Below are 12,696 nucleotides of genomic sequence, written 5' to 3'. Positions count from 1 at the left end.
GAATTTTCTTAAATACGATTGAATTAACAACGAGTAACCAGAAGCATATTCGCTATCCTGAATATGAAGATTTTGGTAAAATTCGTCTCAATTCCATCAAAGAAGCATCTTTCATACTTTGGAAAAGGAATTATAAATATAGGAATTGATTAATTCATATTTGAATTCTTGGTATTCTACATTATCCACATTGTGCGTGAATTGAAAGGTGTCTTTTTCAGGATCGTATTCAATTATATATTTTAAATCTTTCAGGTTTATGATTTGCTTCCATAGCAAGCACAGACTGTCCACGATGCAGCAAATCGTAAGTATTCTCCATTTCACTCATGACTATGAAACTGAATACATTATAAACAACCATGAAGCTAACAAAGCTTACCCCTACAATCTTAAACATAAAAAGTAGTTTTGTCACTGGTATTATTAATATAGGATACAATTACCTCATGAATAGACCAATGATCGTAAATAGACAGAAGAGACGAATATAAACAGTTCTCGATACCAATCCTGTTTTATTTAACACGTTCACAAGACCTGGAATAAAGAGAGTAAAAAATTCCAATGTTTATAAAGATTAAAGCAAGTCTTTCTTTTTGGGTGTAATAAAAGTTTTCCAAATACCAACACCTGTGATTAAAAAATATCCAATAATACTACCAGACCATATATTTTAAGAGCGAAAGGCGAATCTATTTCAAAATAATGTCTATGAAATCATAAACAACACCAACTCCTATTGATTTAACAATGAGGAAAATATCTAGTATTAAAAGATAAAACTCTGCACATACAAAAATGATTTAAAGTCGGGGATGAGTGTTCGAAGGAAATGAAAAATAATTGAATTGTAAATAAATGATTGAGGGTAATAGCTATTAACAAGTAGACTGAACTACCCTTAGATGGGAAACACAATCCCTGGACTAATGTGTATCCCAAAGTCAGCACTTGCTCCGTGAAATAAAATGATAATTAAATATTTTGTGGGAGTTGATTTGAAGGCAATAATGTTAAGAAGACTATGATGAGTGCTGTCATGAAAAGACCAGTCAACACTCCAATAGTATAATAGTTTAAATAAAAATTTTGTATAAGATCCAAACCAACCTCCACGTTAGCTTGTCATTCATTTCTCAAAAAGTTACTGCGTCTTACTATTGCAAATATGGCGAATGGTCTATTCTGATTCACTTTTCCGTAAAATCTTGGCGCAACGGTTAAATAGAATCAGTATATAGCAAGAAGCAAGTCTCACATATTTTTTATTCTGTAAAGCTAAATACTATTTACCGTGTTAAAATTTATTGTAAAAGAATTTCTTAAGGTTTGCTTTTTTGTCTGGCTAAAGGAAATTGAGTAAAGATAAATAAACTTAGGTTTATATAGGGACATGCCGTAAGAGACAAGCTATGAACCAAAAAAAAATAAAAGTATTTTATTAATTCTACTGCATTCTATTTTCTACAATCCTGCTCACAGAAAATCAACATGGCTTTTCTGAAAGGGCTAACCCTGATTAAACTCACAGGCAACCAAGAAAGCTCTCTAAGGATTGCGGAGCATGTCACGAAGGAATCTATGAGGAGTGGAGTAATACTAGACATCGTTGTATCTACTAATAATTTATACAAGGAAAGTCACGAGAGAGAACCGCTTATTTGGTGCGTTAATTGTCATGCCCCCATTATGAAAGCAGATGGAGATCCTGAAAATACAGGATCGACTCTTGTAGAGGAAGGCGTTTTTGTATTGTCTGCCACAAGCGAGGAGATAAAATTTTAACAGCGCGTATTCCCGCAAAACCAAAGGAGCATGAATATATCGAAGTAAAAGAGATGCGCCGCTCAGAATTTTGCGAGAACTGTCACCAATTTAACTTTCCGGTTGGGACAGGAAACGTTCCACACAATGACTTTAATTTTTCAAACCAGCCTATGCAGAATACGTTTAGTGAATGGCAAATGAGCTATTTCTATGGAAAGGAAACCTGTCAGGATTGCCATATGGAAACAAAAACTAACTACAAGACTCATAATTTTCCAGGCGGGCATAATCGTGATTATCTGACAAAAACTTTCTCTCTTAGTCTAGAAAAAGTTTCTGATGCCGACGCAAAATTAATCGTAACCGCAAAACGTTTAGGTCATGCCTTCCCCACCGGCGATTTATTTCGCACTCTAGTCATTCGTCTCTTAGATAAGAAAGGAGTGGAAATAAAAAATCAATCTTCGTTACGTATACACTGAAATTGAATCAAATCGAAATAGCCAAACTCATTCTGCTAAAAATTACTAGAGCGTAATATCATTATCTGCCTGTATCAAAGAAGATGCCCATTATGTTAAAAATATTCCTCTTCCACAGACTGATTTGTCTCGAATAGACTCTTATGAACTTTCTATGAACTACGTCAATGAATCAAACAAGCTTTTCTCAACTGTAGAGGATAATACGAGTAAGCTTGTATTTAAGCGAGAGAAAATTAATAATTTACCAAAGATGAACACGAATAGCAAGTTGTGAAAACGCCAGAACTATCGTATTCTTTATCGGTGTTTTTCGGTGTTCATCGGTGGTAATCTTTAAAAGCAATCTTATACCTACTTCTATGCTTTTCTTTCGGCTAATCGATTGTTGTCCCAACTTAAATATTGCCCGAGTTTGGAGAGGATTTTCTGTTATTCACTGGATCTGGCTTACCTGGAACTCCAACTCCTGATCTTCTAAAATAGAAATCACTTGCGTATATTATATCTTCTTTTGTTTGCGATTTGTGCTATTTCCTCTGCATAAATATGCTCCCATTTTGCAAAACAAATACCTCCTTCATTTGGAAATTCTTTTAGAATAGTTCTTGCTTCACTTCCATAACGATGCACAAGTGTTTCAATTTTTTCACCGGACTCTTTTGGAAAATTCTTTTGCAATTCGTTTTCCAAAGATTTAAAATCAGTAAATGTCCGCCAAGTATAGGTGTAATCTCAGTTTTACACTCTGAAAAATTGGATGGTAAAAACTCTGCAATTTTATCCACTAACTTTTCAGCCAGTAAGCGGCTAGTAGTGTATTTGCCACCGAGTGCAGAGTAGAATCCTGGAAAGCCTTCGTCTTTATGATCCATGATTTCTAATTTGCGAGAAGCATTGTAAGTTGACTTACCCTCTTGCTCTACGAGTGGACGAAGCCCTCCATAATAAAAATCTACATCTTCTAATTTCAGTTGAATCGAACCGTAAGCGAAATTTACTTCTTCTAAAAGATCTTCAATGTCCTGTTTGGTAATTTTCAATGCATCCGGCGAATCAGCATATACCGTATCCGTAGTTCCAATTATAGTTTTGTTTCTCCATGGAATAATAAATAAATGAGTTCCATTTTCTTTTAAAACCACGGTAGTATCTTTACAAATCTTTACGGGTAATAATATGTATCCCTTTAGAGCGAACAAGCTTGGTTTCCATTCCGCTATAAGCCATCGATTCAATCTTATCAGCCCAGGGTCCTGCCGAATTCACAAGAGCTTTTGTTTCTACTATTGTAATTTCTCCGGATAAACTATCTTTTAGTTTAACAAGGTAGGTTCCTTTTGAAGTTTTCTCAATGTTTAAGACTTCAGTATAATTTCTACAAACTGCCCCATGATTACGAGCTGAAAATATAAACTCTGTCGTATAACGCTCTGGATTTAGATTTGCATAATCATAGTAGAGGTAAGAGCCTTTTAGCCGCTCTCTAGGAATTTCTGGAATCTCGTGGATAGTTTCTTCTCGATTGTGAAAGCGGTATTCTGGAATTAAATTATCCAGGTGAATCATTTTATTTCGATCATAGGATAATTGATTGTAAAGAACCATTCCGAGTTTAGTCATCACCGTATCTTTTGCGTTGTAAACTGGAATTTGAAAGCCCATTGTATAAAGTGCATGGGGAGATATGCGAGCTAAATTTCTTCTTTCTCGCAGAGATTCGCGAACAAGACCAATTTCAAAATTCTTTAAATACCGAAGTCCCCCATGAATTAATTTTGAAGTTGCCTGACTTGTTCCAGACGCATAATAATTCTTATCCACTAAGAGACATTTCATCCCTCTAAGAGTTGCATCCCAGAGAATACAAGCCCCTGTGATTCCACCACCAATGATTAATACATCTAATTCTTTTTCCTTTAAATCTTGAATTGGAATTCTTTTTGTTTTCATTTTAATTTCTCCTCTGATTTGAAAAGTCCGTAAAATAAAAGATTTTCAACCAGTGCAAAAAACATTTCTTCATCTGCAATTTCTTGTTTAAAATACCCACTTACAATTACATCGAGTGCGCCTTTAGCATGCCCCAGGTAGCTCCCTGCAAGAAGATAAGGAGGAATATCTCGAATCTTTCCTTCCTCTTTAACCTGAGAAAGATTTTTTCCATGATAGCCATTCGCTTTAGCCTTTCTTCTTCTACTTCCTGTAAAATTTCTTCGCCTACATTTTCTTTTATAATATTCTCTTCGCATTTTTTTGCATGAGATAGTCTTGTGGCGAATTGATATTATGCTCTAAGTAGACTCTTACTGTTTTTCAGCAGATCCTCGGCTGAAAGTTTTAAATCAATATTGTCCAATTCACTTAACAATTGATATGACGATTTAAAACAATTCGCATCATGAGTTCATCTTTGCCCTTGTAATGCAAATAGAGTGTGCCTCTTCCGATTCCTACTTCATTTGCAATCATATCCATACTGACTAGAGCTGGATTTTGTTTTTTAAATAGGGATTTAGCTGTTTCTAAAATCTCTTCTCCCCGCTTAATAAATTCTCTTTCTTTGCGGGATTGCACTTTTGATTTGATTTCATTTGAGACCAAGTGTGCCTCCTGGATTCATAATTCCTTTTGGGTCAAGTGAATCTTTTAATGCTTGCAAAGTCTGTAATCCGAGTTCACCAACTTCTTCTTTCATCAAATGAGAGGTTAATCGACCTATGCCATGATGGTGCGAGAGAGAGCCATTGTTTTTATGGATAACATCTATTAGCCCTTTATGAAATTTGTTAAATTCGCCTACTTCATCTTTTGGATCCATTGGACACATCAATATAAAATATAGATTTGCTCCATTTTCATAAGCATGAGAAATATGAACAAGGGAAAGTGTGTTTTGTTTTGTTTTACATAATCACGAGCCGCTTTCCAAAGTCCTAGGAGATTATCCCATGTAACCGCAGTTTCGAGGGTATCAATCATAACGCCTTGGTCCATTAAAGAGTCCCGTAGATAGGCACTCGAATATCTTTGCTCCAACCATTTATTCACAACGGATTTTCCTGTTTCGAATGCTTTATTTTGTTTGGCTACTTTTCTCACTTTCTTCAAAAGAAATTTCGTGTAGTCGGGATCTCCGTCAATAATTACATACATCAAACAACGCTTCATCGGATAATAGCGAATTAACTTTAAAAACTTATCAGAAATACTTCCTTCTTTACCTGACATTCTAAAAGAAATATCAGTCTCTTCTGGATCTTGGAGTCGGAAGAAATGAGGCTTTCCAAAACCACCCTGCATAATTTCGCGCATTGCTTTACAGCCAGATTCAAAGTCAGGAAAGATAAAAGAAGTCATGGAGGAATCTTCCGCTTTATACTTTCTAACTTTTAAAGTAACTTTTGTGATTACACCGAGTATCCCCTCTGATCCCAAAAAGAATTTGAAAATATCAGGACCGATAGACGCAGCAGGATAAGGTTTTGTTTCTATAATTCCTTCGGGGGTAACAACAGTAACCGCAAGAGCGATATCTTCCATTTTTCCATATCCGGTGGAAGCCTGCCCTGCTCCTTTAGCAGCAACCCAGCCACCCACAGTAGAAAATTCAAAAGATTGAGGGAAGTGGCCGCATGTATATCCTTTCTCTCGTTTAGAAATTTTTCTAATACCGGTCCAAACACTCCAGCCTCAGCGGTTACGGTTGTGTTAGTCTCATTTAGCTCAAGAATTTTATTTAGATTTTTTAAATCAAGGGAGACTCCACCCTTAGGAGCTTGCAATGCTTTTGTTACGGAAGAATTACCAGCAAAGGGGATAATCGGAATTTTCCACTCATTGCAAAGTTTAACTATTTGCAAAACTTCTTCCTGCGTTCTCGGACATACAACTGCATCAGGAGGATTTTCTACATTACCCATTCTAGCCTGGAGAATTTCCATATAGAATCTTCCAATGCTATGACGCGCTCTTTCGAAATCAGAGTCGAAGAAATTATTCTCTCCCACAATTGCTTTCAGTTTGTTTGTAATCTTAGCTGGAAGAGTTTTCTTTCTTTCGAGAGAAATATCCATGTCCCCTGGCAAATGCGGTTTTGGACTTTCTTTGATTCCAAAGGATTTTTCGAGAAATTCCGCTGCATGGTGGTTTAATTTCTCCTCTTTTTTAGGATCTCCCCATTTATAAATCTGCCTGTAAGTATAGTTTGACATTCTGCCCTCTTTATGAACTAATGTCATTATATGAATGCATGTCTTTTTTGTCAAGTAAAGAAAACATTTCTCACAGAGCACGCAGAGTTCACAGAGAGAATTGATTCTATTCTATATTTACTCCGTGTGCTCTGTGAGAAAAACTTGCTTTTACACAATTCCATGGAAATCTAACCTACCATTAAAATTTCTTCTCCAATTTTTAAATGACTTGCTTTTCTATGGATGTTTAAAATACAATATACCATATAGGGTATAGTATATGAAAATTATAAATATAAAACGAGAAAGAAAATCAATAAAGGCTTCTTTCATTGTTTTTTTTGTCTTATTGTTTTATTTCTCAAGCAAGGAAATTCTCACAGAAGAAATAGGACAAAATTGTAACAAATGTCACTCCATGAATAATTTTTCCTATTTGAATGAGGATTTGAAATCAATTAAAAATTTGACAGTAAACGCAGACGAGTTCAAAAATTCTGTGCATGGAAACTTAAATTGTGTAGACTGCCATAAGGATACTAATCGTTATCCACATAAAGAAAAACTAGACAAAGTAGGATGTAATCAAGATTGTCACTCAAATGACAAAGAAGGAAATCCTTATACTCATTCTAAACAAGTAACTGAGTTCGAAGACTCAATCCACACAAAAGGCAAACATGGACAAAGTAAAGACAGCCCTACTTGTATCAGTTGCCATGGTTACACATCCGTTCACAATATAAAAAAGGCTACCAAAACAATTTCGCAGGGAGAAAAAATTTCTCAGTGTATTGTCTGTCATGATAACAAAGAAATGATGTTACGAAATAAAGTAGAAGAAGATGCAGTAAGCTCTTATAAACAAAGTTTTCATTATAAAGCTGTAAAATTCGGTGGAGTAAGCTCTGCTACATGCCAAGATTGCCACGGTGTCCATTCCATTCTTCCAAAAGATCACAAAGAATCTAGCATTTCAAACGATAAAATAGCGGATACTTGCGGTAAGTCGGGATGTCACGATGGGGCTAAGATCAATTTTGCGATGAGTGGAGTAAACCATTTAAAACTTAGAGTAGACAAAGAGCCTATTCTGTATTGGGAAGAAAAACTTTTTCAAATTCTTACCGGCGGAACAATGGCGATGCTAGCTGTTGGAATTGTATTGGATATTCAAAAGAAATTTGGATGGCTTTCGGTACTTAAAAAGTTCTTAGTCTTAGTAGGAAAAGGAATAACTGTAATTTTAAATATAGGAAAAGTAAGCTTACGGTTTATCAAAGCTATGCTTTTGATTAAAAGGAGAATTGTATGAAAAAGAATTCATCAGAAAAACATTTCTCAGACTGAGTCTAGAACAAAGAATTCAACATGGATTTATGATTCTTAGTTTTACTCTCTTGAGTATCACTGGAATTCCTATGCGGTTTCCCGATGTTAGTTGGTTAAATTATGTATATTTTTTCTTCGGTGGTTTATATGGGGCTAGAATTGTTCATCGTATTTCCGCTGTTATCATGATTCTACTTGGACTCTATCATCTCTACTATATATTTCGACTACTTGTAATTAACCGCTTTAATATAAGCAAAGCCTGGCCTATGGTTCCTACTCTTAAAGATGCAAAGGATTGGTGGGGAACCTCACTCTATTACTTTGGTCTTAAAGACAAATTACCGTTATACGACAGGTTTAATTTCAGAGAAAAATTTGATTACTTTGCAGTATTCTGGGGGGTGCCGGTGATGATGTTCTCAGGGCTTATTTTGTGGTTTCCGGTATTTTTCGGCAACTTACTACCAAATATCGCAATTCCTATGGCATTTATTGCACATAGCGACGAAGCGGTGTTAGCCATATCCGCGATCGTGGTATGGCATTTTTACAATGTGCATTACAATCCAGACAAATTTCCAGGAAGCACAGTATGGATTGATGGAAAACTTACGGAAGAAGAAATAAAAAATGAACATCCGTTGGAATATGAAAGAATTACAGGAAATAAAATAAAGGAGTAAGGTCATGGAACTCTCAAAAAAAAAGAAATGGGCAATACGGATTATCCTCTTCTGGATAATCTTCTTTGGAATTGTGTATTTGAATTATTCAAATATCATTAATCAAATTATTCCCTACGTACATCGTTCGGAAAAGATTGATTATCCGACAATGCAAGTAACGGATGCAGAGTTTGAAAATATAGCAAAGCAATTACAGGATGAATTTAGCCAATATAAATCAGTGGATAAATCTATTCAGAATAAAGCGGTCTACGATGAAGTCGCAAAAAATCTTTCCGACAAAGTATCCACTTTTCAACGCAATACAGGACTTGTTCATATAGATCGTTTTAGAAAAGCGGAATTCGTGAATACAAAGGACCTGAAACTTGTCTAACTTGTCACGATACCATGAAAGTAAAAAATGATCATGGCGGCTACGACACAGTAAACACTAGAGCTAATATTCAGTCAAGTGTCCACTTCTCATTAAATAAATTTGAGGGCTTTAACACTTTCGGATTTAATGGAGATAGAGTAAAAGGAATTCCACTTGGAAAAATTGACAGAGCTTGCGGTATACCGGGATCATTCACATGGACTGGTTGGGCAACTGTGGTTAATACCAAACACGGTCCGCGAAGTGATGGTTGTGGTCAATGTCATGCCGGTGGACAATACGGACCTTTTAGTGGAACGATGTTTCCAGGTTACAAACCAAAAAGTTATGAATTTAATTCCACTGATTGTTTAATGTGTCACTCAGCGTCTTATGATATGAATCAAAAATACGTTGTGCAAGATGAAAATGGAAAATACAGATGGAATCAAGACAGAAGTTTAAAAGCAGCGATGGCGACTATCAAGCCTACATCGGATAATTGTCTGCGTTGTCACGAGCACAATCACGGTGGGGATATGTATCCTGGAAATAAAGCCGCTATGAATTTAGGCTATAAAAATCCACGCCTCCTACATCCAGGGGCTAAGCGCGGTACACCTACAACTGGAATTGACGTTCACTACAGAGCCGGTATGAATTGTATTGACTGTCATGAAACACACGGACATTTAATTGCTCGCGGTAAATCAGGAACAGATTTGGTCAGCAACGACTTACCAAACGTAGACGTTACTTGTGAAAAATGTCATTCTTCCTCACCCCATATTCAAAACAAAAACCAACGAGCTTTCTTAAATGCGCATACTGATAAGTTGGCGTGTGAGACCTGTCATATTTCTCATTTGACTGACGAGAACGTTGTGCTAAGAGATTGGACAGAGCCTGTGTTTAGCGAAGAAGAAGGAGTGTGGGTTTACAAAGATATTCTTCGTTCTGGAAAAGCAGGAGAAGCAATTATTTACAAATGGTTTAATGGTTCAGGAACATTCATGGCGGGAGCGCTAGGAGATAATCCAAATGGACTAAAAACTTTCAAAGCATTTAAAACGAATCCAGACGAATCGTATAAGAATTTTGACTACGACTCTTATTATGAAAAAGTCTTTAGACCAATTGCACAGCAAGGAAAATCTAAATTAACGCCTTTCAAGCGTTTCAATGCAAAGATGTTTGAAGACATGGGAAACCAAGGTCCGTTTGGCGGAATGCTTTTACCATTTGACTATAATGTTTACTATGAAACAGGCAAACCAAAAGATTCAGTGATGAAAGCAGTGGAAGATCCATTAATCAAAATGATGTATGAAAGTATGTTCAAATACTATATGATGGATAAGTTCATGTATTTCATGGGAATCGAAAAAGGTTGGAGTATTCCATTTAGTGGTAAAGCAGAACCAAAATGGATGCGTCAAGATGCGACTCTTATGATTAATCACTCTATCACCAAAGAAGCAATGAAATGCGATAGTTGCCATACTTCTAAAGAAAAAGGTGTAATGGCATTCGAAGAACTCGGTTATCCTGAGAGTAGAATTAAAGATTTACGAAACTTAGAGGAGTTAAAACTCATAGAGAAGAAATAAAATTTTTTGCCACCGAGTCACAAAGGCACAGAGTAAAGTGTGGGCTATATAGTTAGCCCGCACCTTTTCAGAAACACTTAACCTCCAAGGAACAGAAAAACTGCTTGTAAATTTATTCTCCCTTACTACTATTTAAAAATAATAAATTACGGTTTACTTATTAATTTCTTCTTTAATTTTCGATATTTACATAAAGCTATTAGAATTAATCACAAGTAACGTTTGATAAAATTATCTGGAGGATTCGTTTTGAACTCAGGACCCATTTACCAGCTAAAAGAAATGCCAGAATTTTTAAAGTGTTGGATTAGAAATGGCGAGAAGGATTTATCCCAATTAGAATTATACATTCCTTTACCTATAACTGAAGAGATTTTAATAGGGTCTATAATGGCAATCGTTGGATTTTTATTCGGAATTGGAATGAGTTTCGGAGGAATTGCTGGGATATTAAATGAATTTAGCTGGGGAATGGTTGTTTTAACAGCAATTGGGTTCTTTTTTCTTGCAATATTATACCATGGGATAAGAATGTTTATCCGCTCTATTCAAGTTGCGGCATTAAAAAAAAACAAAACAGTAGGTATCTGGATTCTAAAAACAGGAATACTAATTAGAGACGTTCCTAAACAAGTAGAGTATTATAAATGGGAACAATTGGAAGAAGCGATAATTGAAAACGGTTATGTTACACAAACCAATAGTCCTTCAAGACATTACTCTGTAAAAATGCTAAGAATTGATTTTAAGGTAAATCAAATTCATAGATTAAGATTTCAGGGTGAAAGGGGATCAAAAATTGTAGAGCCAACGAATGACTTAATAAACCTTCTAGCCTATGATATTACATCGCCAAATGTTTCTTTAAAAAAACTGTTTAAAGCCTGCGAAAAATTTATTCCAATTAAAGATAATAAGGAAAATATATAAAAAATTCCAATATAACGACGCCAACTTCCAACTTATTAGAATAAACTATTTGACGAAAATAAAAGGTTCGTTTTATTGTATTTAATTTCACTAAACTATGTTTAAAAAATAGGAGTTTTTTTTATGGCAAGACAATTTCAAACCCGAAACAATCGCGCTACACGCAGGTTATACCAAGGGAGATCCGGCAACTACCTCAAGAGCAGTTCCGATCTACCAGACTACTTCTTACGTATTCAATGATACAGATCATGCGGCTCGACTTTTCGGACTCCAAGAATTTGGAAATATTTACACTCGTCTAATGAACCCAACGACTGATGTTCTCGAAAAAGAGTTGCGAACTCGAAGGCGGCATAGCGGCATTAGCCACAGCTTCCGGTCAATCAGCAGAGACGCTTGCCTTATTAAATATTGTCGAAGCAGGTCAAGAAATCATTGCCTCTTCTTCTTTGTATGGTGGAACATACAACCTACTCCATTACACTTTTCCAAAAATGGGAATCAAGGTTCATTTTGCAGATCCATCGGATCCAAATAATTTTAAAATATTTCAACGATAAAACTCGCGCTGTGTATGTGAAACTCTTGCATCCAAACTCGATACTCTCGACTTAGAAGCAATTGCGAAAATTGCTCATGATAACGGGAGTTCCGTTTATAGTAGATAACACTCCCTTTCTCCTTATTTGGTAAATCCAATAGAGCATGGTGCAGATATTGTTGTTCATTCCCTTACAAAATTTTCTAAGCGGACATGGAACTTCTCTCCGAGGTATCATTATTGATGCAGGAAAATTTAATTATGGAAATGGAAAATTTAAAACTTTACAGAGCCAGATCCAAGTTATCACGGATTAAAATATTGGGATGTATTTGGAAAATTTGAACCATTTGGTGGGGCTAATATTGCTTACATCATCAAAGCACGTGTGCAAGGTCTTAGAGATTTAGGTCCTGCGATTTCTCCTTTCAATGCTTGGCAAATTTTACAGGGTGTGGAAACTTTACCAATTCGCATGGAGCGTCATTCGTCTAACGCATTAAAAGTAGCAGAATTTTTAAGCAAACATCCAAAAGTTAGTTGGGTAAATTATCCAGGACTAACGACAGATAAAAATTATTCTCTAGCAAAAAAATATCACAAGAAAAACTTTTCGGTGCAATCATTGGCTTTGGAGTAAAGGCGGCGTTACAGAAGTAAAGAAATTTATAGACAGTTTAGAAATTTTTCTCTTCTTCAAACTTAGGAGATGCAAAATCACTTACGATTCACCCTGCATCAACAACAACACACCAACAATTAACAGAGGAAGAACAAAAAGTCAG

11 protein-coding genes and 3 pseudogenes are annotated in these 12,696 nt (G+C 35.7%); 9 read left to right on the top strand and 5 right to left on the bottom strand.

The window, feature by feature from the left end:
• Positions 1 to 229: 229 nt before the first annotated feature.
• Positions 230 to 400 (bottom strand): hypothetical protein, encoded by a 171-nt coding sequence (locus tag IPH52_11890; GenBank protein ID MBK7055729.1) that lies wholly within the window; start codon positions 398 to 400, stop codon positions 230 to 232.
• 1,094 nt (positions 401 to 1,494) lie between these two features.
• Here IPH52_11890 and IPH52_11885 point away from each other — a divergent pair.
• Positions 1,495 to 1,788 (top strand): hypothetical protein, encoded by a 294-nt coding sequence (locus tag IPH52_11885; GenBank protein ID MBK7055728.1) that lies wholly within the window; start codon positions 1,495 to 1,497, stop codon positions 1,786 to 1,788.
• Between the two features lie 221 nt (positions 1,789 to 2,009).
• Positions 2,010 to 2,252, top strand: coding sequence for a hypothetical protein (locus tag IPH52_11880; GenBank protein MBK7055727.1), 243 nt, complete (start codon positions 2,010 to 2,012; stop codon positions 2,250 to 2,252).
• Between the two features lie 360 nt (positions 2,253 to 2,612).
• Here the strand turns inward: IPH52_11880 and IPH52_11875 are convergent.
• The 4 genes and pseudogenes from IPH52_11875 to IPH52_11860 form a co-directional block, all read right to left on the bottom strand.
• A pseudogene (locus IPH52_11875) lies at positions 2,613 to 4,205 on the bottom strand (glycerol-3-phosphate dehydrogenase/oxidase).
• A complete protein-coding gene (locus IPH52_11870) occupies positions 4,202 to 4,504 on the bottom strand; it encodes a hypothetical protein (GenBank protein ID MBK7055726.1) in 303 nt (100 codons plus the stop codon). Before IPH52_11870 ends, IPH52_11875 begins: the two are co-directional and overlap by 4 nt.
• Positions 4,505 to 4,616: 112 nt before the next feature.
• Positions 4,617 to 4,856 (bottom strand): helix-turn-helix transcriptional regulator, encoded by a 240-nt coding sequence (locus IPH52_11865; protein MBK7055725.1) that lies wholly within the window; start codon positions 4,854 to 4,856, stop codon positions 4,617 to 4,619.
• A pseudogene (locus IPH52_11860) lies at positions 4,843 to 6,466 on the bottom strand (FAD-binding oxidoreductase). The gene IPH52_11865 and the pseudogene IPH52_11860 overlap by 14 nt, the downstream one beginning before the upstream one ends.
• Before the next feature lie 30 nt (positions 6,467 to 6,496).
• On the opposite strand from IPH52_11860, the gene IPH52_11855 reads away from it, so the two are divergent.
• The 7 genes and pseudogenes from IPH52_11855 (at position 6,497) to IPH52_11825 (ending at position 12,696) form a co-directional block, all read left to right on the top strand.
• Complete coding sequence (locus tag IPH52_11855) at positions 6,497 to 6,640, top strand: hypothetical protein (GenBank protein MBK7055724.1); 144 nt, start codon at positions 6,497 to 6,499, stop codon at positions 6,638 to 6,640.
• A 226-nt stretch (positions 6,641 to 6,866) separates the two neighbouring features.
• Entirely contained in the window at positions 6,867 to 7,763 is an 897-nt protein-coding gene (locus IPH52_11850) for a hypothetical protein (protein MBK7055723.1), read from the top strand.
• Positions 7,756 to 8,466 carry a cytochrome b/b6 domain-containing protein gene (locus IPH52_11845; protein MBK7055722.1) on the top strand — a complete coding sequence of 237 codons (711 nt, stop codon included), beginning with the start codon at positions 7,756 to 7,758 and terminating at the stop codon, positions 8,464 to 8,466. The genes IPH52_11850 and IPH52_11845 overlap by 8 nt, the downstream gene beginning before the upstream one ends.
• Positions 8,467 to 8,470: 4 nt before the next feature.
• Complete coding sequence (locus tag IPH52_11840) at positions 8,471 to 8,845, top strand: hypothetical protein (GenBank protein MBK7055721.1); 375 nt, start codon at positions 8,471 to 8,473, stop codon at positions 8,843 to 8,845.
• A 14-nt stretch (positions 8,846 to 8,859) separates the two neighbouring features.
• Positions 8,860 to 10,437: a cytochrome c3 family protein gene (locus IPH52_11835; protein ID MBK7055720.1), complete on the top strand. Its 1,578-nt coding sequence runs from the start codon at positions 8,860 to 8,862 to the stop codon at positions 10,435 to 10,437.
• A gap of 222 nt (positions 10,438 to 10,659) precedes the next feature.
• On the top strand, positions 10,660 to 11,367 hold the full coding sequence (locus IPH52_11830; GenBank protein ID MBK7055719.1) for a hypothetical protein: 708 nt from the start codon (positions 10,660 to 10,662) through the stop codon (positions 11,365 to 11,367).
• Between the two features lie 151 nt (positions 11,368 to 11,518).
• Positions 11,519 to 12,696 (top strand): annotated as a pseudogene (locus IPH52_11825) (PLP-dependent transferase).

The sequence above is a fragment of the Leptospiraceae bacterium genome, from assembly GCA_016708435.1.
GTDB lineage: Bacteria > Spirochaetota > Leptospiria > Leptospirales > Leptospiraceae > UBA2033.
This window is presented reverse-complemented; position numbering and strand designations above follow the sequence as displayed.